This is a genomic window from Azospirillum sp. A23, assembly GCF_042938965.1.
In the GTDB taxonomy this organism is placed as follows: Bacteria; Pseudomonadota; Alphaproteobacteria; order Azospirillales; family Azospirillaceae; genus Azospirillum; species Azospirillum melinis.
Genome location: NZ_CP170666.1, coordinates 1,136,155 through 1,158,143, shown reverse-complemented (window position 1 = coordinate 1,158,143; position 21,989 = coordinate 1,136,155). Strand labels below are relative to the sequence as shown.

General features: G+C 69.9%; 19 protein-coding genes. 6 read left to right on the top strand and 13 right to left on the bottom strand.

What is annotated here, in order from left to right:
- Positions 1 to 50: 50 nt before the first annotated feature.
- From ABNQ40_RS14150 to dapA, 6 genes are all read right to left on the bottom strand, one after another.
- A complete protein-coding gene (locus tag ABNQ40_RS14150) occupies positions 51 to 467 on the bottom strand; it encodes a DUF3830 family protein (RefSeq protein ID WP_098737321.1) in 417 nt (138 codons plus the stop codon).
- A gap of 47 nt (positions 468 to 514) precedes the next feature.
- Positions 515 to 1,939, bottom strand: a complete 1,425-nt coding sequence (gene hydA / locus ABNQ40_RS14145) for a dihydropyrimidinase (protein ID WP_109046845.1) — start codon at positions 1,937 to 1,939, stop codon at positions 515 to 517.
- A 63-nt stretch (positions 1,940 to 2,002) separates the two neighbouring features.
- A complete protein-coding gene (locus ABNQ40_RS14140) occupies positions 2,003 to 2,704 on the bottom strand; it encodes a GntR family transcriptional regulator (protein WP_109046846.1) in 702 nt (233 codons plus the stop codon).
- A gap of 13 nt (positions 2,705 to 2,717) precedes the next feature.
- Complete coding sequence (locus tag ABNQ40_RS14135) at positions 2,718 to 3,413, bottom strand: amino acid ABC transporter permease (RefSeq protein WP_098737327.1); 696 nt, start codon at positions 3,411 to 3,413, stop codon at positions 2,718 to 2,720.
- A 75-nt stretch (positions 3,414 to 3,488) separates the two neighbouring features.
- Complete coding sequence (locus ABNQ40_RS14130; RefSeq protein ID WP_109046847.1) at positions 3,489 to 4,316, bottom strand: ABC transporter substrate-binding protein; 828 nt, start codon at positions 4,314 to 4,316, stop codon at positions 3,489 to 3,491.
- Positions 4,317 to 4,363: 47 nt separating this feature from the next.
- Complete coding sequence (dapA, locus tag ABNQ40_RS14125; RefSeq protein ID WP_109046848.1) at positions 4,364 to 5,257, bottom strand: 4-hydroxy-tetrahydrodipicolinate synthase; 894 nt, start codon at positions 5,255 to 5,257, stop codon at positions 4,364 to 4,366.
- A 137-nt stretch (positions 5,258 to 5,394) separates the two neighbouring features.
- On the opposite strand from dapA, the gene ABNQ40_RS14120 reads away from it, so the two are divergent.
- The 3 genes from ABNQ40_RS14120 (at position 5,395) to ABNQ40_RS14110 (ending at position 9,968) form a co-directional block, all read left to right on the top strand.
- Positions 5,395 to 8,364, top strand: a complete 2,970-nt coding sequence (locus ABNQ40_RS14120; protein WP_109046849.1) for an FAD-dependent oxidoreductase — start codon at positions 5,395 to 5,397, stop codon at positions 8,362 to 8,364.
- 63 nt (positions 8,365 to 8,427) lie between these two features.
- Positions 8,428 to 9,156 (top strand): amino acid ABC transporter ATP-binding protein, encoded by a 729-nt coding sequence (locus ABNQ40_RS14115; RefSeq protein ID WP_109046850.1) that lies wholly within the window; start codon positions 8,428 to 8,430, stop codon positions 9,154 to 9,156.
- Positions 9,157 to 9,287: 131 nt separating this feature from the next.
- Complete coding sequence (locus ABNQ40_RS14110; protein ID WP_247879422.1) at positions 9,288 to 9,968, top strand: GntR family transcriptional regulator; 681 nt, start codon at positions 9,288 to 9,290, stop codon at positions 9,966 to 9,968.
- Between the two features lie 21 nt (positions 9,969 to 9,989).
- Here the strand turns inward: ABNQ40_RS14110 and ABNQ40_RS14105 are convergent, their stop codons facing one another.
- The 7 genes from ABNQ40_RS14105 to ABNQ40_RS14075 all read right to left on the bottom strand — a co-directional run bounded on the left by ABNQ40_RS14105 (position 9,990) and on the right by ABNQ40_RS14075 (position 19,130).
- Complete coding sequence (locus ABNQ40_RS14105) at positions 9,990 to 13,502, bottom strand: indolepyruvate ferredoxin oxidoreductase family protein (protein WP_247879423.1); 3,513 nt, start codon at positions 13,500 to 13,502, stop codon at positions 9,990 to 9,992.
- Between the two features lie 129 nt (positions 13,503 to 13,631).
- Complete coding sequence (locus ABNQ40_RS14100; RefSeq protein WP_109046852.1) at positions 13,632 to 14,378, bottom strand: GntR family transcriptional regulator; 747 nt, start codon at positions 14,376 to 14,378, stop codon at positions 13,632 to 13,634.
- Positions 14,379 to 14,555: 177 nt separating this feature from the next.
- Positions 14,556 to 15,281 (bottom strand): ABC transporter ATP-binding protein, encoded by a 726-nt coding sequence (locus ABNQ40_RS14095; protein ID WP_109046853.1) that lies wholly within the window; start codon positions 15,279 to 15,281, stop codon positions 14,556 to 14,558.
- Positions 15,278 to 16,111, bottom strand: a complete 834-nt coding sequence (locus tag ABNQ40_RS14090) for an ABC transporter ATP-binding protein (RefSeq protein WP_109046854.1) — start codon at positions 16,109 to 16,111, stop codon at positions 15,278 to 15,280. Before ABNQ40_RS14090 ends, ABNQ40_RS14095 begins: the two co-directional genes overlap by 4 nt.
- Positions 16,095 to 16,994 (bottom strand): branched-chain amino acid ABC transporter permease, encoded by a 900-nt coding sequence (locus ABNQ40_RS14085; protein WP_109046855.1) that lies wholly within the window; start codon positions 16,992 to 16,994, stop codon positions 16,095 to 16,097. Before ABNQ40_RS14085 ends, ABNQ40_RS14090 begins: the two co-directional genes overlap by 17 nt.
- The gene (locus ABNQ40_RS14080) at positions 16,987 to 17,904 is read right to left on the bottom strand and encodes a branched-chain amino acid ABC transporter permease (RefSeq protein ID WP_158285493.1); all 918 of its coding nucleotides are present in this window, start codon (positions 17,902 to 17,904) and stop codon (positions 16,987 to 16,989) included. The genes ABNQ40_RS14085 and ABNQ40_RS14080 overlap by 8 nt, the downstream gene beginning before the upstream one ends.
- A 92-nt stretch (positions 17,905 to 17,996) precedes the next feature.
- Positions 17,997 to 19,130, bottom strand: a complete 1,134-nt coding sequence (locus ABNQ40_RS14075; RefSeq protein ID WP_199235178.1) for an ABC transporter substrate-binding protein — start codon at positions 19,128 to 19,130, stop codon at positions 17,997 to 17,999.
- Between the two features lie 252 nt (positions 19,131 to 19,382).
- Here ABNQ40_RS14075 and ABNQ40_RS14070 point away from each other — a divergent pair, with 252 nt between their 5' ends.
- The 3 genes from ABNQ40_RS14070 (at position 19,383) to ABNQ40_RS14060 (ending at position 21,904) form a co-directional block, all read left to right on the top strand.
- Positions 19,383 to 19,733 (top strand): RidA family protein, encoded by a 351-nt coding sequence (locus tag ABNQ40_RS14070; RefSeq protein WP_109046857.1) that lies wholly within the window; start codon positions 19,383 to 19,385, stop codon positions 19,731 to 19,733.
- 40 nt (positions 19,734 to 19,773) lie between these two features.
- Positions 19,774 to 21,021: a D-amino acid dehydrogenase gene (locus ABNQ40_RS14065; protein ID WP_109046858.1), complete on the top strand. Its 1,248-nt coding sequence runs from the start codon at positions 19,774 to 19,776 to the stop codon at positions 21,019 to 21,021.
- A gap of 76 nt (positions 21,022 to 21,097) precedes the next feature.
- The gene (locus tag ABNQ40_RS14060) at positions 21,098 to 21,904 is read left to right on the top strand and encodes an aspartate/glutamate racemase family protein (protein ID WP_109046859.1); all 807 of its coding nucleotides are present in this window, start codon (positions 21,098 to 21,100) and stop codon (positions 21,902 to 21,904) included.
- Positions 21,905 to 21,989: the final 85 nt, after the last annotated feature.

Below are 21,989 nucleotides of genomic sequence, written 5' to 3'. Positions count from 1 at the left end.
CCCAGGCCCGGCTGCCGAGGTCGTTCCGACCGTCAATGTCCTCTGCCGCGTCAGCGGGCCAGTTCGAAGCGGATCGGCTGCGCGCCCTGCCACAGGGTGCGCTTGCCGAGTTCCGCCAGATTCTCCAGCCCGTCGGTGATGGTGATGAAGTGGTTGCCGGCGAGCTGGCCCATCTTGCTGGAGAACTGGACGCCGCCATAGGCCAGCAGGATCTCGGTCTCGCTGATGCCGCCGGGATAGAGGATGAACTGGCCCGGCGCCGGGTGGCTGGTGTGGTTCTCGTAACCGAGGCCGAAATCGGTGTCGCCCAGCGGAATCCACACCCCTTCGCCGCTCCAGCGGACATGGACGATCTGGCCTTCGTAGGGCAGCAGGCTGCGGAACTTGGCGCAGGTCTTCGGCGCGGCGGCCGTCTCGAAGCGGGCGCCGAAGGTGAAGGGGCCGGCGGTGATAGTCAGGGCGTCCATGGTCGGTGATCCTCGTGTCTGAAATTCAGGAAAGGGCAGTCGTCTTTTCAGGCGGCGCCGACCTTCGGCCGTGCCAGATCCGGCGTGTCGCAGCGCAGGAAGGCGCCGCGGCCGGGCTGCGCCACGCAGGTCCCGCCCACCACCACCACCTCGCCGCGCGACAGCACGGTCTCCGGCCAGCCGGTCACCTCCAGCCCCTCGTAGGGGGTGTAGTCGACATTGTGGTGCAGCATGGCGTTGGTGATGGTCACCTTGCGGTCCGGATCGTAGATGACGATGTCGGCGTCGGCCCCGATGGCGAGGCTGCCCTTGCACGGGTGCAGGCCGTACATCTTGGCCGGATTGGTCGAAGACAGCTCGACGAAGCGCTGGAGGCTGATGCGGCCCTTCTTCACCCCCTCCGAGAACAGGATCGGCAGCCGCGTCTCGATGCCCGGCACGCCGTTGGGGATCCAGTTGAAGGGCGTGTCGGCGCCATGCAGCATCTTGCCCTTGGGGTCCTGGTAGCGGAAGGGCGCGTGGTCGGACGACACGATGTGGAAGGTGCCGCCGGCCAGCGCGTCCCAGACCGCCGCCTGGTTGGCCTTGTCGCGCGGCGGCGGAGAGCAGATGCACTTGGCCCCCTCCATGCCGTGGCCGTGCAGGTCGTGTTCGGTCAGCACCATGTATTGCGGGCAGGTCTCGGCGTAGATGCGCATGCCGCGGCCCTGCGCCCAATGGATCTGCTCGATGGCCTCGCGGCCGGAGACATGGACGATCAGGATCGGCACGTCGGCCAGCTCGGCCATGGCGATGGCGCGGTGGGTCGCCTCGCGCTCCACCAGCATCGGCCGGGAATCGGCGTGGTAGCGCGGCGCGGTGTGGCCGGCGGCGAGCAGCTTGTCGGTCAGCCAGCCGATGAAGTCGGCGTTCTCGGCATGGATCATCGCCATGGCGCCGTCGCGCCGGGCGACGCTGAGCAGTTCCAGCACCTGCCGGTCGTTGAGCTTCATGTCGTCGTAGGTCATGTAGATCTTGAACGACGTGTAGCCGTCATGGATCAGCGCCGGCAGGTCCTGGCCGAGCAGCTGGTCGGTCGGGTCGCTGACGATGAGGTGGAAGGCATAGTCGATCACCGCCTTGCCGTCGGCCCGGCGGTGGTAGTCGGTCACCGCGTCGCGCAGCGACTGGCCCTTGAACTGGCAGGCGAAGGGGATGACCGTCGTGGTGCCGCCGCAGGCAGCCGAGCGCGTGCCGGTCTCGAAATCGTCGGCCGACTGCGAGCCGTCGCTGGTCGGCTGGTCGAGGTGGCAATGGCCGTCGACGCCGCCGGGCATCACCAGCCTGCCGGTGGCATCGATCTCGCGGGCGCCCGGCCCGAGCCCGGCGCCGATGGCGGCGATGCGGCCGCCGATCACGCCGAGGTCGGCTGCGAACACGTCGGACGCGGTGGCCAGCGTGCCGTTGCGGATTACGGTGTCGAACTGCGGCATGGAACTCTCCCTCGGTCCCGAAGGACGGGTCTTGCGGTTGCCGGGATCACAAAAAAACCGGGATTACAGGAAATAGCCGCCCGGATTGGCCTCGGCGGCGATGGCGCGGCGGGCGTCGTCCTGGAGGTTGCGCAGATGCGCCAGCATGGCGGCCTTGGCGGCGGCGGCGTCGCGCCGCTCCACCGCGTCCAGCACCGCCCGGTGCTCCGTGTCGATCTCGCCCTTGCGGTGGAAACTGCTGGAGATGCGGAACAGCCGGGCGACCACCCGCATGCGCGTGATGGTCTCGGCCAGCGTCGCGTTGCCGCTGACACGGGCGAAGAAGCTGTGGAAATGGTTGTCGTAGAGCCAGTGCTGCATGTCGTCCTCGCCGCCCTCCAGCGCGTCGAGCCCGCGCCGCAGCTCGGCCAGATCGGCGTCGCCGACCAGCGGCACCGCGGTTTCGATGGCGTGGCACTCCAGCAGCTCGCGCATCTGCATGCATTCGAAGAACTCGCGGGCCGAGACGATGCGGACGCGGTAGCTGCGCTCACTGGTGCGCTCCAGCAGCCCCTCGCCGACCAGCCGGACCAGCGCCTCGCGCATCGGCGTGCGCGACACGTTCAGCCGCTCGGCCAGCCGCCCCTCCGGCACTTCGGCGCCACCGGGGATCTCGCGGCTGAGGATCAGCTCGCGCAGGTGCCCGAAGGCGCGGTCGCCGAGATTGGCGGTCCGGGAGGATGGCGGGAGGGCCGGGGAGGGGGCCGGGGGGAGGGGAGGACTCATGGCAGAGCGCCCTTCACTGGCCGTCGACGATGGCGATGTTGCGGTAGGCGCGGCCGAAATGACGCTCGATGCGGCGCTGGACGATGTCCCACAGCGAGGTCATCAGCAGATAATAGAGCGCGGCGACCGTGAACAGCTCCAGCACCATGAAGCGCTCCTGGATGAGCAGCTGGGTGCTGCGCAGCAGCTCCTCCATCGAGATGACGGAGGTCACCGAGGTCGTCTTCAGCAGCCCGTTCACGCTGTTGCCCAGCGCCGGAATGATGATGCGGACGGCCTGCGGCAGCACGATGTAGGCCATCACCTGGGCCGAATTCAGGCCGAGCGCGCGGCCGGCGTTGCTCTGCCCGGCGGCGACGCCGAGGATGCCGCCGCGGATGATCTCGGCCAGATAGGCGGCCTCGTTGAGGATCAGGCCGATCAGCGCCGATTCCGTCACCGACAGCTTGATGCCGATCTGCGGCAGGCCGGTGTAGATGATGATGAGCTGGACCAGCAGCGGGGTGCCGCGGAACACCCAGATGTAGGTCTGCGCCACCCGTGCGACCCAGCGATAGGGCGACAGCCGCAGCAGCGCCAGCACGCAGCCGAGCACGAGGCCGCCGGCGATGCCCGCCAGCGTCAGCCACAGGGTGGTGATCGCTCCGCTGAACAGGTACCCGTTGAACAGGTACTCGAAGAAACCGTCCCAGTTCCAGCCGCTGGTCATTCCGTCACCCTTTCACTCTTGTCCGATGCGCGGGCGGCGGCGGGGACATGCCCGCCGCCGCCCGCGTTTCCCGTCTCACATGCCGGGGCCGTTGACCTTGAAGGCGCCGTCGTTGGGCAGCAGGCCGTATTCTTCCATCAGCGTCTTGTACGAGCCGTCCTTCTGCATGTCGTTGAGGACGCCGACCACGGCCTCGCTCAGCGTCTTGCTCTTCATCGCCAGGGCGACCGGGGTCGGGAACAGGCCGTGCAGGGCGCGCTCGAAATCGCCGCGCTTGGCGTATTCGGCCGCCGTCGGGTCGATGGCAACCGACGCCTCGGTCTGGCCGGCGCGCAGCGCCTGATAGGCCGTGGCGAAATTGTCGAAGGTCTTGATCTCGATGGGCTTCAGACCCTTGGCAACCACCATCTTGTCGAGTTCGCGCAGCTTGCGCTCCTCGAAGCCGCCCAGCTCGACACCGACCGGACGACCCGACAGATCCTCCGGCTTGGCGATCTTCAGTGGGTTGCCCTTGGTCACCGAGATGCTGATCGCCTGCGATTCATAATTGATCATCGGCATCATCTTGGCCCGTTCCTCGGTCCAGAAGATGCCGGTGTTGATCAGGTCCCAGCGGCCGGCCTGGAGGCCGGGGATCATCGCCGAGAACTCGATGCGGACATATTCCGGCGTCAGGCACAGGCGCTTGGCGATCTCGTTGCCCAGCGTGATGCGCATGCCCTTCAGCTGGCCGCTGCTGTCGACGAACTGCATCGGCGGCAGGGTCGGGTTGGTCGACATCACCAGCGTGCCGGGCTTGACCAGCTCGGAATCGGCGACCGCCGGCTTGCAGGCAGTCTGGGCAACAGCAGGAAGGGCGAACAGGGTCAGGCCGGCGGCGATCAGCAGCGTGCGAATGGTCATCGTAAATCCCTTTTCTGGTGTTCGGATCTCGGAATCGGGCGAAGCGGTCAGGCGAGGGAGTCGATCAGGCCGTAGGCCGCCAGATCGGCGCGCAGGGCCTCGGCGTCGGCCTCCGGCAGCGGCAGGCGCGGCGCGCGGGGGTCGCCGACCGGCAGCCCCATCATGCCCAGCCCGGTCTTGGAGGCGGCGACGTAGCGGTGGCCGCCGACCCAGCGGACGATGGGCAGCATCTTCTTGTAGAGCGCCAGCGCCTGCTCCTTGTCGCCATGGTCGGCCACCAGCTCGAACAGGCGGGCCGAATCGCGCGGGATCAGGTTGGAGCAGACCGCGACCCAGCCCTGGGCGCCGAGCCAGAAGGATTCGTAGCCGAGGATGCCGGCGAACACCGTCATGCGGTCGCCGCACAGCTCGATGATGTCGCGGACCCGCGTCACCTCCAGCGTCGATTCCTTGATGTAGAGGACGTTGTCGATCTCGCTGAGCCGCGCGACGATGGGCGGGGTGAGGTCGACGTTGGCGGTCGCCGGGTTGTTGTAGATCATCACCGGCAGCGAGATCGCCTCGCCGATGCGGCGGTAATGCTCGAACAGCTCGTCGGGCGTCGGCGAGCTGTAATAGGGCGGGATCACCATCACCCCGTCGGCGCCCATGCTTTCCGCCTCCTTGGCCAGCGCGACGGCGTCGCGCGTCCATTCGGCGCCGGTGCCGATCAGCACGGGCACGCGGCCCGCCGCCTCGGTCACGCAGATCTCGATGACCTGGGCCCGCTCCTCCGGGGTCATCGACAGGAACTCGCCGGTGCTGCCGAGCGGGATCAGCCCGTGGATGCCCTGCTCGATCTGCCAGTTCACCAGCTTCTTCAAGGCCGGAACATCCACCGCGCCGCCATCGGCGGTGAAGGGGGTGATGAGGACCGTGTAGGTGCCGCGCAATGCCGTCATGGGTTCCCCCAAGCTCCTGCCTAATTTTTGACCTTGCCTAAATACTACTCGTATACTACCTGTATACAGGAATCCAGCGCTAATTGACGCAGCCTCGAAAAGCGCTTTCCACCGCATCCGGACAAAGCCGACCGCCCATGCGCCTCGAACATCCAAGCGTCCGCCGCAACGGCGCCCCCATCGAGATCACCTATGACGGCGAGCGGATTCCCGCGCTGGCCGGGGAGACGGTGGCGGCGGCCCTGGCGGCGCACGGCGTCGCCGCCTACCGCCACAGCCGCGACGGCGGGCGGCGCGGCCTCTATTGCGGCATGGGCGCCTGCTTCGAATGTCTGGTGACGGTGGACGGCAAGGCGAGCCAGCGCGCCTGTCTGACCAAGGTGGCCGACGGCCAGACCATCCGCTCGCAGCCGCCGGCCGGCACGCCGGAGGATCCGCTGGCCCCGCTGGTGCCGCCGCCGGTGGGCGACGCGCCGGAGGAGCGGGCGGTCGATGTGCTGGTGATCGGCGCCGGCCCGGCCGGTCTGGCGGCGGCCGAAGCGGCGGCGCGGCGCGGTGCCGACGTGGTGGTGCTGGATGAGCGGCCGCAGAGCGGTGGGCAGTATTTCAAGCCGCTCGCCCCCTCGCACCGCGCCGACCGGCCGACCGACCGCCAGTTCCGCGCCGGCCTCGCCCTGCTCGACGCGGCGAAGGCGGCCGGCGCCGCCATCGTCCAGGAGGCGACGGTGTGGGGCGCCCATGCCCCCGACGAGGTGGTCGCGGTCGTTGCCGGGCGGGAGACCGTCTACCGGCCGCGCCGGCTGGTGATCGCCGGCGGCGCCTATGAGCGGCCGGCGCCTTTCGAGGGCTGGACGCGGCCCGGCGTGATGACGACCGGGGCCGGGCAGACCCTGGCGCGCGCCTACCGCGTGGCGCCCGGCCGCCGGGTGGTGATCGCCGGCAACGGTCCGCTCAACCTGCAGCTGGCCTGCGAACTGGTGGAGGGAGGCGTTGACGTGGCCGCCGTGCTGGAGAGCGCGCCGCGCCCGTCGCCCCCCCAGTGGCGGGAGATGCTGACCGCGCTGCGCGCCGCCCCCGGCCTGATCGGCGACGGCGCCCGCTATCTGCTGAGGCTGCGACGTGCCGGGGTGCCGGTGCTGTGGGGGCACGGCATCGTTGCGGCAGAGGGGGCAGCGGAAGGAGAGGGGCGGCTGGAGCGGGTGCGTTACGCCCCGCTCGGCGCCGACGGCGCTTCCCGGCTGGGCGAGGCGGTCACCGTCGCCGCCGACGCGCTGTGCCTGGGCTACGGCTTCATCCCCTCGACCGAGATCGCCCGCGCGCTCGGCTGCGCCCACCGGCTGGTCGAAGACCGCCATCTCGGCTATCTCGCCACCGAGATCGCGGTGGACGGTGCCACCAGCGTGGCGGGGGTCTTCGCCGTCGGCGACGGTGTCGATCTCGGCGGGTCGACGGTGGCGCAGGCGCGCGGACGCCTCGCCGGCATCGCCGCCGCCACCCAGCTCGGCCTGACCGACAGCGACCCGGAGGAGAGCCGGCGGGCGCTGGCCGACCTGCGGCGGGCCGAGGGGTTCCAGGCGGCGCTGTGGTCGATCTACCGGGCGCCGCCGCCGCGGCTCGACACCGTGCCCGACGAGGCGATGCTGTGCCGCTGCGAGGAGGTCACCTTCGGCCGGATCCGCGCCGAGATCGCCGCCGGCCATGACAGCCTCGCGGCGCTGAAGCGCAACACCCGGCTCGGCATGGGGCGCTGCCAGGGCCGCTACTGCGCCGCCACCGCCGCCCTGCTGCTGGAGCAGACGACCGGCAGGAAGCGGGCGCCCGAGCAGTATCTGGCGCCGCGCCTGCCGGCCAAGCCGACGCCGGCCGGGGCCTTCGCCTTCGAAAAGCCGGAATGGGGCGGCCACCAGCGCGCCATCACCCCCAACCTCGCCCGCCCGCTGGAGGACGGCCCGCTGCCCGACCAGGAGGCCGAGATCCTGATCGTCGGCGGCGGCGTGGTCGGCTCCTGCCTCGCCTACTACCTGACCCAGGCCGGGCGCGACGTGCTGGTGGTCGAGCGCGGCGACACCAATTTGCAGGCGTCAGGCGCCAATGCCGGCAGCCTACATGTCCAGCTGCTGTCCTTCGACTTCGGCGCCAAGGCCGAGGCGGGCGGCGGGCCGGCGGCGGCGACGCTGACGCTCGGCCCGCGCTCCATCGCGCTGTGGCGGGAACTGGAGACGGCCTGCGGGGCCGACTTCGAGTTGGCGGTCACCGGCGGGCTGATGGTGGCGGACAGCCCGGCCGGCATGGAGTTCCTGCGCGCCAAGGCGGCGCTGGAGCGGCGCTACGGCGTCGAGAACGCCATCATCGACGCGGCCGAGCTGCGCCGGCTCGCCCCCGCCTTGTCGGACGGGCTGATCGGTGCCGAATACGCCCCGCAGGAGGGCAAGATCAACCCGCTGCGCGCCACCTATGCGGTGCTGGAGCAGGCGCGCCGCCAGGGCGCCCGCTTCCTGCGCGGGGTGAATGTCACGGGCATCGCCGCACTGCCGTCCGTCGAGGGCGGCGGCTGGCGGGTCGAGACCTCGCGCTGCCGCATCCGCGCCAAACAGATCGTCAACGCCAGCGGCCCGTGGGCGCGCGAGACCGGGCGGCTGGTCGGCATCGACGTGCCGGTGCACAGCGCGCCCTTGCAGATGATCGTCACCGAGCCGGCGCCCAAGCTGGTCGGCCAGCTGGTCGCCCATGCTGACCGCCATCTCAGCCTGAAGCAGGCGGTCACCGGCGGGCTGATCATCGGCGGCGCCTGGACCGCCGTCTTCGATCCGGCGCGCCGCTTCAACACGGTGTCGCGCTCCAGCATCGAGGGCAATCTGTGGGTCGCCCGCCATGTGCTGCCGCAGATCGCCGGGCTGCATGTGGTGCGCGCCTGGGCGGCGATGAACATCAACATCGACGGTGCACCGATCCTCGGCCCGGTGCCGGGGTTGCCGGGCTTCTTCAACACGGTGACATCCAACGGCTTCACGCTGGCGCCGGTCGTCGCTCGCATGACCGCCGACCTGCTGCTCGACGGCCGCACCGACATCGACCCGACGCCTTTCCTGATCGACCGGTTCGGCTGAACCGTTTCCTCATCCATTCAACGCCCGGCGCCATGGCGCCGCCCATCGCCAAGAGAAGTCCCCATGATCGCCATCGAGAATGTCAGCAAGAACTACGGCACCTTCCAGGTCCTGAAGGACTGCACGACCACCGTGCGGAAGGGCGAGGTGGTGGTGGTCTGCGGCCCCTCCGGGTCGGGCAAGTCGACGCTGATCAAATGCGTCAACGGGCTGGAACCCTTCCAGTCGGGCCGCATCCAGGTGGACGGCATGGATGTCGGCGCGCCGGGCACCAAAATGTCGGCGCTGCGCGCCCGCGTCGGCATGGTGTTCCAGAATTTCGAGCTGTTCCCCCACCTGACCATCATGCAGAACCTGACCCTGTCGCAACGCAAGGTGCTGGGCCGCCAGACCGCGGAGGCCGAGGCGAAGGGCGAGGCGCTGCTGGCGCGCGTCGGGCTGGCGACCCAGGCGCACAAGTTCCCCGGCCAGCTGTCCGGCGGCCAGCAGCAGCGCGTCGCCATCGCCCGCGCCCTGGCGATGGACCCCATCGCCATCCTGTTCGACGAGCCGACCTCGGCGCTCGATCCGGAGATGATCAACGAGGTGCTCGACGTGATGGTCGAGCTGGCGAACGAGGGCATGACGATGATCTGCGTCACCCACGAGATGGGCTTCGCCCGCAAGGTCGCCCACCGGGTGATCTTCATGGACCATGGCAGCATCATCGAGGACTGCACCAAGACCGAGTTCTTCGAGACCCAGCGCTCGGAGCGCGCCGCCCAGTTCCTCGCCAAGATTTTGCAGCACTGATCTCGGCCTGGATGCGGCGCCGCCCCCTATCCCCACGGTCAGGCCGATCAGAACCTTTGCAGGACAACGGTTCGTCTGCTTTGTTAGGGGAAGATCAGCGTCAGGTGGCAGGACTTGGTATGAGCATGGACATGGACGATTCCAAAGCCGCGACGCCGGCCGCAGCAGGTGCAAATCTGGCCGGCGTGAATCTGGCCAGCATGGCCTACCGCACCATCCTGGAGATGATCCTCGACCGCCGCATCCCGAGCGGCGAGGTGATCGTCGAAGACCGGCTGGCCACCGCGCTCAGCATCTCGCGCACGCCGATCCGCGAGGCGCTGGTGCGGCTGGCGAGCGAAGGGTTGATCCGCAAGGAGTTCAACCGCCCCTACCGGGTGCGCGAGGTCTCCAACCGCGAATATTTCCAGAGCATGCGGCTGCGCGAGATCCTGGAGGGGGAGGCCATCGCCGCCGCCGCCTCCAGGGTCGATCCGGTCCGCTTGCAGGCGATGAAGGCCGAAATGCTGCGGCTGCGCGACGAGCCCAAGATCCGCTTCGAGGATCATTGGGCGGCCGACGAGGAGCTGCACACCCTGATCGCCGAGGCGTCCGGCAACGCGGTGCTGGCGCAGATCATCCGCGACCTGCGGGTGACGACGCGTCTGTTCGAGCTGTCCGGCCTGCCATCGCGCATCCGTCCTGACTGCGACGAGCATCTCGACGTCATCGCCGCGCTGGAGAGCGGTGACCCGGCGGAGGCCAGGGCCGCCATGGAGCGGCACATCCGCAGCCTCGCCAAGGATGTGCTGGGCGAGATCGCCAAGAGCTGACGTCTCCGTTCACTCAGCCGCTCACTCCGCTGCCAGACGCTGCGGCGTCGTGGAGCGGAACTGCGCCGGCCAGTCGCGCAAATCCGCCTCCGCCTGGGCCATGGCCTTGTCCTTCACATGTCCATAGCCGCGGATCCGGTCCGGGACGCCGGCGATCCGCACGGCCAAATCCAGCTTTTCCGGGGTGAGACCGGCCAGCATTTCCGCGATGGCTCGTTCGTAATCCCCGATCAGCCGGCGTTCCGCCCGGCGCTCCGCGGTGCGCCCGAACGGATCGAGCGGCGTTCCGCGCAGTCCTTTGAGTTTCGCCAGCACCTTGAACACGGGCAGCATCCAGGGGCCATAGGCACTCTTCTTCAAGTGGCCTGTCCGCTCGTCGCGTCCCGCAAGCAGGGGCGGAGCCAGATGGAAGCGCAGGCGGAAGCCGGGCTCGAACTGCCCGGCCAGCTGGGCGAGGAAGGCGCCGTCGGTATAGAGGCGGGCGACCTCGTACTCGTCCTTGTAGGCCATCGCCTTGTAGAAGGACCGGGCCACCGCCGCGGCCAGCCGGCTGCTGCCCGGCACCGCCGCCGTCTCGGCCCGGCGGACCCGGTCGACCAGCAGGCGGTAGCGCTCGGCATAAGCCGCGTTCTGGTAGGCGGTCAGCTGTTCGACCCGCCGGGCGATCAGTCCGTCGAGATCGTCGGGTGGCGGAGCGGCCACGCTTGAAGGCTTGGCCGGGTGCGCCGCCGCGAGCGCGCCGGGATCGGCAGCCGCGCGGCGTCCCCAGGCGAATGCCGACCGGTTGCCGGCAACCCCGGTGCCATTCAGGACGATGGCCGTGTCGATGGCCGCGGCGGACAGCGGAATCAGCCCCTTCTGCCACGCGTAGCCGAGCAGGAAGAGGTTCGCCATGATCGCGTCGCCGAACAGCGCGGTGGCGATGGCGGTGGCGTCCAGCGCATCGACCGCCGTCGGGCCGCCGCAGGCGTCGGCGACCCGGCGAACCAGCAGCGGCAACGGCAGCCGCTCTTCCGGATTGCGGGTGAAGGCGCCGGTGACGGTCTCATGCCGGTTGAGCACCGCGCGGGTACGGCCGGCCTGCATGCGGCTCAGCCCGTCTTCGCCGGCCGCGACCAGCAGATCGCAGCCGAGCACGGCATCGGCGCCGCCGGGGGCGATGCGGGCGGCATGGATTTGGTCGGCCCGACGCGCCAGGACGATGTGCGACATCACCGCACCGCCCTTCTGCGCCATGCCGGTCTGGTCGAGGATCGAGCAGGCCAGCCCTTCCAGATGCGCGGCCATGCCGAGGATCGCGCCGATGGTCACCACCCCGGTGCCGCCGACCCCGGTGACGAGAAGGCGGTAGGGTCGGTCGAGCGGCGGTGCCACCGGATCGGGCAGGGCGTCGGCTCCTGAGTTGGCATCGGCGTCGGGCGCCGGGGCGGCGGCCGGGCGCGCCTTGCGCAGCGTGCCGCCCTCCACCGTCACGAAGGACGGGCAGAAGCCCGACAGGCAGGAGAAGTCCTTGTTGCAGGAGGACTGGTCGATCGTCCGTTTCGTCCCGAACTCGGTGTCGACCGGCACCACCGACAGGCAGTTCGACTGGGTCGAGCAGTCGCCGCAGCCTTCGCAGACCCGCTCGTTGATGACGACGCGGCGACCGGGGTCGGGCAGCTTGCCGCGCTTGCGGCGGCGGCGCTTCTCGGCGGCGCAGGTCTGGTCGTAGATCAGCGCCGACACGCCCGGCACCTCGCGGAACTCGCGCTGCACGGCGTCGAGATCGTCGCGGTGATGGATGGTGACGTAGGGCGGCAGGCCGGAGGACAGGCCGTACTTCTCCGGCTCGTCGCTGACCAATGCGATGCGCTGCACCCCCTCGGCGCGCACCTGCCAGGCGATGGCCTGCGGGGTGAGCTGGCCGTCGTGGGACTGGCCGCCGGTCATGGCGACGGCGTCGTTGAACAGGATCTTGTAGGTGATGTTGACGCCGCCGGCGACCGCCGCGCGGATGGCGAGCAGACCGGAATGGAAATAGGTGCCGTCGCCGATGTTCTGGAAGATGTGGCGGGTCGGCACGAAGGGCGCCAGCCCGACCCAGTTGGCGCCTTCCGCCCCCATATGGGTGTAGGTGGCGGTGTCGCGGTCCATCGCCTGCGACATCCAGTGGCAGCCGATCCCGGCATGGGCCCGCGAGCCCTCCGGTACCTTGGTCGAGCTGTTGTGCGGGCAGCCGGAGCAGAAATAGGGCGTGCGCCTGGCAACCGGGCCGCCGGGGCGGGGGCCGGGGGCGGTGTTGTTTTCAAGGCGGCCAAGCGCGTCGGCGTCCACCTCCACGCCGCAGCGGGCGAGGCGCCGTGCGATGGCCGTGGCGATCTCGGCGACCGACAGCTCGTCGTGGGAGCGCAGCAGGGGCGCGCCGGACTCGTCATGCTTGCCGGTGACGCGCGGGCGCCGATCCGCCGGCAGGCCGTAGAGGATGTCCTTGATCTGGCCCTCGATCAGCGGCCGCTTTTCCTCCACCACCAGGATCTCGTCGAGGCCGGCGGCGAAGCTGCGCAGGCTGTCCGGTTCCAGCGGCCAGGGCACCGCCACCTTGAAGACGGCGATGCCGAGCGCCGCCGCCCGGTCCTCGTCGATGCCGAGTTCCGCCAGGGCCTGCCGGACGTCGAGATAGGCCTTGCCGGCGGTGACGATGCCGAAGCGCGCGCCGCTGCCGCTTCCCAGGGCCACGCGGTTCAGGCCGTTGGCGCGGACATAGGCCAGCGCCGCCGGGATCTTGTGCAGGTGCAGGCGGGCCTCCTGCTCCTGCGGGCTGTCCGGCCAGCGGATGTTGAGGCCGCCGGGCGGCAGGACGAGATCCGTCGGCGGCCGGATGACGGGGAGGGCCGGGTCGAGGGTCATCGAGACGCTGCGGTCGGTCAGGTCGGCCGTCACCTTCATGGCGGTCCAGCAGCCCGACAGGCGCGACAGCGCCCAGCCATGCAGCCCGTATTCGATCATCTCCGGGATGCCGGACGGGCTCAGGATCGGCATCATCGCATCGACCAGCGCATATTCGCTCTGGTGCGAGGTCGTCGAGGATTTGCAGGTGTGGTCGTCGCCGGCCAGGACAAGCACGCCGCCCCGCCCGGCCGAACCGGCAAGGTTGGCGTGGCGGAAGGCGTCGCCGGTGCGGTCCACCCCCGGCCCCTTGCCGTACCAAAGGCCGAAGACGCCGTCCCAGTCCGGCTGGTCCTGCAGATGGATCTGCTGGCTGCCCCAGAGCGCGGTGGCGGCCAGATCCTCGTTGACGCCGGGAACGAAGCGGATGTCGTGGGCGTCCAGGAAGCTCCGCACCCGGCCCAATTCCATGTCGATGGTGCCGAGCGGCGAGCCGCGGTAGCCGCTCACCAGTCCGGCGGTGCGCAGGCCGGCGGCACGGTCGCGCCGTTTCTGGAGCAGCGCCATCCGCACCAGGGCCTGCGTGCCGTTCAGGAACACGCGGCCATGCTCGGCCAGATACTTGTCGTCCAGGGTCACCGCGCCCGTCATCGCCACGCCGTCCGGCATGTGCGTCCTCCCTCGGTGTCATTGTGTGTTCTGAAGTGTACACACTTTGCGGCGAGGGTCAACGGCGGTTCTGGAGCCGGTACTGGAAACGGCATTCCCGCAGCGGATCCTGCCGCTGTCCGGGCCGGTTCAGCTGGCCATGCGGCCCATGTAGATGCGCGCAAGCCCTTCCTTCATGGCGGACACCGCGTCGGCCACGCTGATGCCGATATGGTCCGACATGCAGGCCACCGCGCGGCCGCGGTCGCGCGCCTTCAACGCCTCGGCAATCGCCAGATGCTCGTCGAAGGTGGTGGTGCGGCGCAGCGGGTTCTCGATCTCGATGCGGCGGACGAAGCGGATCCGCGCGTTGATGCTCTCCAGCATGCGGACCAGCTCCGGATTGCCGCCCATCGCGGCGATGCGGATGTGGAACTCCTCGTCGCGGCTGGTCAGCTCCTCGGCGTCCATCGCCGCGCGGTTCGCCCGCACGCCGTTCCAGAAATCCATCAATTCGGCGATGCGGACGTCGCTGGCGCGCTCGGCGGCGAGTTCGACGCTCAGCCGTTCCAGCGACGCCCGCACCTCGAACAGGCCGATGATCTGCTCGGCGTCGAAGGGGCGGCAGTAGAAGCCCTTGTTGGGCACCAGCGTGATCAGTCCTTCGATCACCAGCCGGTTCAGCGCCTCGCGCACCGGGGTCCGGCTGACGCCCAGGGTGGCGGCCAGCTCCACCTCGTTGATCCGCTGTTCCGGCCGGAATTCGAAATTCACCGCCATGCGCTGGATCGCGGCATAGACGCGGTTGACGCTGTCGGCGGCGCGCGGCGCGGGCGCCGCCTTGGGAGCTGCCTTAGGAGCCGCCTTGATGGTCTTCTTGCGCGGGGTTCCCGCCATGATCGTCCTATGTGCTTCCTGCGGTGCCGGTGGGACAACACCCGAATGCCGATGCCGGGTTCCGGCGATGGAGTGCCCGGCGACGCACCGTTCCGGCGCGTCGCGCGGGACCATAGCATTGGTGGAATATGCAGGCCAGTATACACAACTGCGACCATTTCGGCGGGACAGGGAGGGTCAATGCACCGGCCCGGCCCCCAGATAGAGCTGGCCGACCGTTTCGTCCTCCAGGATCTCGCGGGCGGTGCCCTCGCGGTGGACCCGCCCCATCACCAGCACATAGGCGCGGTCGGAGACCTCCAGCGATTCCGCCGCGTTCTGTTCGACCATCAGGACCGAGACGCCCTCGCGGTCGCGGATGCGGCGGATGTGGGCGAACAGCTCGTCCATCATCAGCGGCGACAGGCCGGCCGACGGCTCGTCGAGCAGCAGGTGGCGCGGCCCCGGCATCAGCGCGCGGGCCAGCGCCAGCATCTGCCGCTCGCCGCCCGACAGGCTGTCGGCCCGCGCCCCGGCCTTGCGGCCGAGATTCGGGTAATGCTCCAGCAGCTGTTCCAGCCGGGCCCTGCGGGCGGCCGGCGCGACGAACTGACCGCCCAGCTCCAGGTTCTCGCGGATGGTCAGCGGCCCGAAGATGTTGTCGAGCTGCGGCACATAGGCGACGCCGCAGTCGCGGATCCGCCGGTGCACCGGGATGCCGGCGAGGTCGCGGCCGTCGGCGACCACCCGGCCGGCGCGCGGGCGGAGCTGGCCGACGACGGTCTTCAGCAGGGTCGATTTGCCCGACCCGTTGGGGCCGAGGATGGTGACGATCTCCCCCGGCTGCACCGTGATCGACAGGCTGTTCAGGATGTCGGCGTCCGGCACGTAGCCGGCGCGCACCTCGTGCACGGAAAGCGTCATGCTCTGGCTCCATTGGTCCTGATGTCGACCGCCCCCCCAACCGCACCACCGGCGACGATCCGCAGCGGGACGCCGGGGCGGCGGCGGCCGAGATAGGCTTCGACCACCTGCTGGTTGCCGCTCAGCTCGTCGGGGCGGCAGTTGGCGATCACCGCCCCCTTGTCCAGCGCGAGGCAGCGGTCGCACAGGTCGCCGATGAAGCCCATGTCGTGCTCGACGATGACCAGCGCGGTGCCGCCCTCGCGGATGCGGCGCAGATGATCGGCCATGCGCCGGCGCAGCGACGGGTTGACGCCGGCCGTCGGCTCGTCGAGCAGCAGCACCGCCGGGTCGTCCATCAGCGCCACCGCCAGCCCGAGCAGCTTCTGCTGGCCGCCCGACAGGCCGCCGGCCGGGTGGTCGGCAAGGCCGGCGAGGTCGACCTCGGCCAGCAGTCCCATCGCCTTGCCGATGAAGGCCGCCTCCTCGCGCCGCACCCTGCCCGGCATCAGCAGCGAGCGCCAGGGCGAGGCGCCGGCCGGCAGCAGTCCGCCGGCCAGCATCACCTCCAGCACCGACATGCGGGCCGGCAGCTTGGGAAGCTGGAAGGTGCGGCGCAGGCCGAGCCGGCTCGGTTGCCAGGCGCGCCGCGCGCGGACCGCGGTGCCGTCGAAGCGGATCTCGCCGCTGGTCGGGGCGAGGAAGCCGCTCAGCAGGTTGAGCAGGGTGGTCTTGCCAGAGCCGTTGGGGCCGACCAGACCGACGATCTCGCGGGGCCCGATCTCCAGGCTGACATGGTTGACCGCGGTCAGCCCGCCGAAGCTGCGGGTGACGTCATGGGCGCTGAGCATGGTGCCTCCGCAGCCGTTCGGGGACCAGCCCCTGGGGTTTCAGCATCAGGACGGCCAGCACGATCGAGCCGATGGCGAAGACGCGCAGGCTGCCGGTCAGGTCGGACGGAAGGGCGACGACATCCTTCAGGAAGGGAATGCCGGCATAGAGCGCGGTGACCAGCAGGGCGCCGACCACCGCCCCCGCCACGTTGCCGAGCCCGCCGAGCACCACCATCGTCCAGATCAGGAAGGTCTCGAAGGGCAGCAGCTGGTCCGGCCCGATGAAGGCGAGGTAGAGGGTGTAGAGCCCGCCGGCCAGCCCGGCCATCGCTCCGCCGATGGCCAGAACCTTGACCTTGCAGGCGACGATGTCATGGCCGAGCGCGGTGGCGAGGTCGGGATTCTCCCGCATCAGCCGCAGCACGCGGCCGAACTGGGTTTCCCCGAGCCGCCGCGCCACCAGCGCGGTGCCGAGCAGCAGCAGAGCCGCCAGCGCCAGGGTGGCAAGCGCGCGCGCCACGCCGTCGAGGCCGGGGAACAGTCCGCCGATGCCGCCGATGCCCTGGGGACCGCCGGTCAGCCAGTCCTCGTTGAGGGCGACCAGCCGCACCAGCTCGGCGACCGCCAGCGTCGCCAGCGCCCAATATTCGGCGGCGAGGTCGCGGCCGAGACGGCCGATGGCGAAACCGCCGAGTGCCGCGGCGCCCATGCCGGCGAGCAGGGCGGCCGGCCAGGGCAGCCCGGCGCGGGTCAGGATGGCGACCGCGTAGGCGCCGATGCCGAACAGGGCGATCTGGCCGAAATTCAGCAGGCCGCCGGTGCCGGCCTGGAGGTTGAGACTGACCGCGGCGATCCCGAAGATCGCCGACATGATCAGCACATGCAGGCAGAACTCAAGCACGGCGGCCTCCCCGGCTCAGCAGCCCTTCCGGGCGGTACACGAGGGTGACGACGATGAGCGCGAAGCCGATGCCCGTCAGGTAGCCGAGCGGCAGATAGCGCGGCCCCTCGCCGGCCAACAGGCCGAAATCGATGCGCATCACCAGCGTCTCGGCGAGCGCGATGGCGAAGGCGCCCATCACCGCGCCCGGCAGGCTGCCGAGCCCGCCGACGATGGCGGCGGCGAAGACCGGCAGCAGCAGCATCTGCCCCATGCCGATGTCGAGCTGGGTGACCAGCGCCAGCAGGATGCCGCCGATGCCGGCCAGCGTGCCGCCGAGGAAGACGGTGACCAGCGTGACGCGGCGGGCGTCGATGCCCGACGCGGTGGCCAGCGCCGGATTGGCGGCGATGGCGCGGATCGAGCGCCCTAGCGGGGTCAGCCGCAACATGGCGAAGAAACCGATCAGGCAGACGGCGGTGATGACGATTGCCGTGATTTGGAGATCCGACAGGATGGCGCCCCAGAAATCATGCGGCGGGGTCAGCGGCGTGTCGAACTGCTGCGGCCGGGTGCCGAAGACCGCCTGCAGGCCGGCGCGCAGCATCATGGCGATGGCGAGCGAGCCGATCAGCGCGCTGGCCGGACCGACGCCGGCGAGCCGTTCGAAGGCGAAGCGGTGCAGCAGCATCGCCGCCAGCCCGGCGGCGAGCGCCCCGGCGATGGCGGCGCCGACCAGCCCGCCGCCGGGAAACAGGGCGGCCACCGCCAGCGCCACGGCAGCACCCAGCGGGGCCATCTCGACATGGGCGACGTTGGGGAAGCGGCTGACGCCGTAGGACAGGTTGAGGCCGAGCGCGATCAGGGCGAGGTCGCTCGTCCGGATCAGGGTGTCGATCAGAATTTGGAGAATTGGCAGTATCTGGATCACAGGACGTGTCTCCGGTCGGGCGGGGCAGGGCCCCCGGCCGGGCGGCCGGGGAACCCTTCGCATGCGGGAGGTCCGATCTGGGGCGGCGGGGCCTACTTGGCGGCCGTCTTCAACTCGCCGCCTTTGTAGGAGACGACGATGTAGGGCTGGGTCTTGCGCTGGCCCTGGGCGTCGAAGGCGATGGGCCCGGTGGCGCCGGCATAGTCGCCGAGCGCGGCGAGCGCCTCGCGGATTTTTGCGGGTTCGGTGCTGCCGGCCTTGTTGATCGCGGTGGCGGCCATCATCACGGCGTCGTAGGTGTAGCCGCTGAAGGTGGTGGCGAACTCCTTGCCGAACTTCTTCTTGTAGGCGTCGCGGTACCAGGCGCCGTCGGGGCCGACATAGTTGACCTCCATGCCCATCTGGCCCTCGACCGTCTCCGGCCGGGAGTCGGCGGTGCACATCGACAGGTAGATGCCGAACCAGGGGGTCTTCGACAGGCCCAGCTCGAAGGCCTCGCGGTTGATCGTCGCCGCCTCCTGGCCGTAGCCGGAATAGATGATGACGTCGGGCTTGGCGGCGGCGATGCGCTGCAACTCGCGCCGGTAGTTCGACTGCCCCTCGGTGAAGAGCAGGTTGGCGACGATCTGGCCGCCCAGCGCCTCGAAGGCCGCCTTGGTCTCGGCATAGACACCCTGGCCGTAGGCGTTGTTGGGGGCGAGGAAGACCGCCTTGCGGTGCCCCATCCCGTAGACCTCCTGGGCGGTGAACTTCCCGGCGACGTCGTCCAGCCCGATGGTGCTGAAGGAGCGGTCGCCGATGGTCTTGATCGCCGGCGAGGATGAGCCGGGGTTGATGTGGACGATCCCCTCGCGCTGGAGATACTGGCCGACCGGGATGGTGTTGCCCGAGGAATATTCGCCGATCACCACCGGGGTCTTCGACACCGACACCAGCTTGCGTGCCGCATCGATGGCGCTCTGCGCCCGGCCGCCGGAATCCTCAACCGCCACCGCCAGCTTGCGGCCGAGCACGCCGCCGTCGGCGTTGATTTTCTCCACCGCCAGTTCGATGCCGCGGCGCTGGTCCTCGCCGATGGTGGCGCTGGCCCCGCTCAGCGGCAGGACCGCACCGAGCGTCACCGTGTCCTGCGCCCGCGCCGCACCGCCGCCCAGCATCGCCAGCGCCACCGCGCCCAGCAGCGCGCCCCCCGCCGAGCGCCGCGTCATGCCGTTCATCCTCGCCATCGCACATCTCCCTGCCGGTGAATGTTAAGCTGAATGACAATCTGTATACACTTAAGCGTATCGTCGTCCGCAAGGGGGCGTCAACGGATTTGTTGATGATGCCAGCATTTGTGCAGATGCACAGAAATCAGGCCCAATTCTTAGGCAGTGCAGCATCTAAAAAATTCTGTGGACTATTCTGTATACAGTTACGTATCGTGTTTTAGACAGGCGGCGCCGATTTCTGGTCCGCCGGCTTTCCGGGAGACAAGCATGAGCATCCAGCGTATCGAGGTCGGTCCGCGCATGAGCCAGGCCGTCGTCCATGGCGGTGTGGTCTGCACGGCGGGCGTGGTGGCGCTGCGGGCGCCGGGCGCTTCGGTGGCCGAGCAGACCACCGACATCCTCGGCAGGATCGACGAGCTGCTGGCCGCCGCCGGCACCGACAAAACGAAGCTGCTGACCGCTACCATCTGGCTCGCCGACATCGCCGGCTTCGCCGAGATGAACGGGGTGTGGGACGCCTGGGTGGCGCCGGGCAACACGCCGGTGCGCGCCTGCGTCGAGGCCAGGCTCGCCGCCCTGCAATTCACCGTGGAAATCCAGGTGACCGCGGCGCTGTGACCGCTCAGGCCAGGGAGGCGTTCATGCCAAGGAGGCGTTCATGAAGGTCATCGTGATGGGCAGCGGGGTCGTCGGCGTGACGACGGCCTACTGCCTTCTCAAGGACGGACACGAAGTCACCGTCGTCGAGCGGCATGACGGCGCCGCCGACGAGACCAGCTTCGCCAATGCGGGGCTGGTGGCGCCGGGGCACGCCTACACCTGGGCGTCGCCGAAGGCGCCGAGGATCCTGCTGAAGTCGCTGTGGCGCAACGATCAGGCACTGCGCTTCCGGCTGCGGCTGGATCCGGCGCTGTGGGCCTGGTCGCTGAAGTTCCTCGGCAACTGCCGGTCGGACCGGGTGGCGGTCAACACCGCCCGCAAGGTGCGGCTCAGCCTCTATTCGCAGGACATGCTGCATCAGGTGGTCGAGGACACCGGGGTCGCCTTCGACGGCGCCAAGGGCGGGCTGCTCTACCTCTACCGCAGCCCGGCGGCCTTCGACGCCGGTGTCGCCAAGATGAGGATCCTGACCGACAACGGCCTGCCGCTGGAGGTGGTCGACCGCGACCGCGCCGCCGCCATCGACCCGGCGCTGTCGGCCACCAAGGACCGCATCGTCGGCGGCATCTACGCCCCGTCCGACGAGAGCGGCGACGCCCGGCTGTTCACCCGCAACCTCGCGGACTGGTGCGCGGAGCGGGGCGTCCGCTTCCTCTACGGCACGACGATCCGCGGCGTCGAGACCGCCGCCGGCGAGGTGACCGGGCTGGTCACCGACAAGGGCACGCTCACCGCCGACGCCTATGTGCTGGCGATGGGCTGCCAGAGCGCGGCGCTGGCGAAGCCGCTCGGCCTGTCGCTGCCGATCTATCCGATCAAGGGCTATTCGGTCACCGTGCCGGTGGCCGGGCGCAACAACACGCCGCGGATCGGCGGGGTGGACGAGGAGAATCTCGTCGCCTACGCGCCGATGGGCGACCGGCTGCGCATCACCGCGACCGCCGATTTCGCCGGCTACGACAAGCGCCACAGCCCGGCCGACTTCCAGGCCATGCTGGCGGCGGCGCGCGATCTGTTCCCGGATGCGGCCGACTACAGCCGGCCCAGCTATTGGGCGGGCTTGCGGCCGATGACGCCGGAGGGAACGCCGATCTTCGGCCGCGGGCGCCAGCGCAACCTGTTCCTCAACACCGGACACGGCCACATGGGCTGGACCATGTCCTGCGGGTCGGCCCGCATCACCGCCGACCTGATCGCCGGCCGCACCCCGGCCATCCCGCTCGACGGCATGCAGGCCGTCCACTGACAGGCGCGCGGGCGGAGTCACAGCCCGTGCCGGTGCGTCCGCGCCACTCCTCAGCGATACTGGGAGAACCCCCGACATGGATACCAACGTCACCGTCGCCGAGGATGGCGCCGGTTCCCCGGCCGCCACCCTGGTGCTTCCCTTCGCGACCGATGGCGGCCTCGCCGCCCGCGCCGCCATCGGGCTTCTGGTGCTCGCCACCGACCAGACCATCGAGCATGAGTGGCGCTTCCTGCTCGGGGAGCCGGGGATCGCCGTCTACAACGCGCGCCTGTGGAACGACAAGGAGATCGCGCCGGAAACGCTGGCGCGGATGGAGCAGGACATCGCACCGACGACCCGCCTGATCCTGCCCGGGCTGGAGCTGGATGTCGTCGCCTTCGGCTGCACGTCGGGCAGCATGGTGATCGGCCCCGAGCGCGTCCGCGAGCGCATCCGCGAGGCGCGGCCGGGCATCGCCACCACCACACCGGTCGAGGCGGTGGATGCCGCGCTCGGGTCCCTCGGCGCGCGGCGCATCGGTCTCGTCGCGCCCTACCAGCGCCGTGTCGGCGAAGCGATGCGCGATTACTTCGTGAAGGCCGGTTACGAGGTGCCGGTGCTGGCGATCTTCGACGAGCCCGACGATACCATCGCGGCCCGCATCGCCCCGGACTCCATCGCCGCGGCGGTGGCGCAGGCCGCCGCCCATCCGGAGGTGGACGCCGTTTTCGTTTCCTGCACCAGCCTGCGTGTCGCCGAGGCGGTCGATGCCTTGGAGACGCGCACCGGCAAGCCGGTCACGTCGAGCAACCATGCGCTGGCGTGGCACAGCCTGCGCCTTGCCGGCGTCACGGATGTGCTGGAGGGCCGGGGGAGGCTGTTCCGCACCCCGCTGCGCTAGACAAGGCGGTGCGCCGGCGGTCTCCGCTTGCGGCAGTGTGGCCAGGGACGGCTTGATGGGAAAGGCGGCGAACCAATCTCTGACC

Coding starts and splice junctions, on each gene's coding strand:
- ABNQ40_RS14150 (WP_098737321.1), bottom strand. CDS start 467: ATGGACGCCCTGACTATCACCGCCGGCCCCTTCACCTTCGGCGCCCGC.
- hydA (WP_109046845.1), bottom strand. CDS start 1,939: ATGCCGCAGTTCGACACCGTAATCCGCAACGGCACGCTGGCCACCGCG.
- ABNQ40_RS14140 (WP_109046846.1), bottom strand. CDS start 2,704: ATGAGTCCTCCCCTCCCCCCGGCCCCCTCCCCGGCCCTCCCGCCATCC.
- ABNQ40_RS14135 (WP_098737327.1), bottom strand. CDS start 3,413: ATGACCAGCGGCTGGAACTGGGACGGTTTCTTCGAGTACCTGTTCAAC.
- ABNQ40_RS14130 (WP_109046847.1), bottom strand. CDS start 4,316: ATGACCATTCGCACGCTGCTGATCGCCGCCGGCCTGACCCTGTTCGCC.
- dapA (WP_109046848.1), bottom strand. CDS start 5,257: ATGACGGCATTGCGCGGCACCTACACGGTCCTCATCACCCCCTTCACC.
- ABNQ40_RS14120 (WP_109046849.1), top strand. CDS start 5,395: ATGCGCCTCGAACATCCAAGCGTCCGCCGCAACGGCGCCCCCATCGAG.
- ABNQ40_RS14115 (WP_109046850.1), top strand. CDS start 8,428: ATGATCGCCATCGAGAATGTCAGCAAGAACTACGGCACCTTCCAGGTC.
- ABNQ40_RS14110 (WP_247879422.1), top strand. CDS start 9,288: ATGGACGATTCCAAAGCCGCGACGCCGGCCGCAGCAGGTGCAAATCTG.
- ABNQ40_RS14105 (WP_247879423.1), bottom strand. CDS start 13,502: ATGCCGGACGGCGTGGCGATGACGGGCGCGGTGACCCTGGACGACAAG.
- ABNQ40_RS14100 (WP_109046852.1), bottom strand. CDS start 14,378: ATGGCGGGAACCCCGCGCAAGAAGACCATCAAGGCGGCTCCTAAGGCA.
- ABNQ40_RS14095 (WP_109046853.1), bottom strand. CDS start 15,281: ATGACGCTTTCCGTGCACGAGGTGCGCGCCGGCTACGTGCCGGACGCC.
- ABNQ40_RS14090 (WP_109046854.1), bottom strand. CDS start 16,111: ATGCTCAGCGCCCATGACGTCACCCGCAGCTTCGGCGGGCTGACCGCG.
- ABNQ40_RS14075 (WP_199235178.1), bottom strand. CDS start 19,130: ATGGCGAGGATGAACGGCATGACGCGGCGCTCGGCGGGGGGCGCGCTG.
- ABNQ40_RS14070 (WP_109046857.1), top strand. CDS start 19,383: ATGAGCATCCAGCGTATCGAGGTCGGTCCGCGCATGAGCCAGGCCGTC.
- ABNQ40_RS14065 (WP_109046858.1), top strand. CDS start 19,774: ATGAAGGTCATCGTGATGGGCAGCGGGGTCGTCGGCGTGACGACGGCC.
- ABNQ40_RS14060 (WP_109046859.1), top strand. CDS start 21,098: ATGGATACCAACGTCACCGTCGCCGAGGATGGCGCCGGTTCCCCGGCC.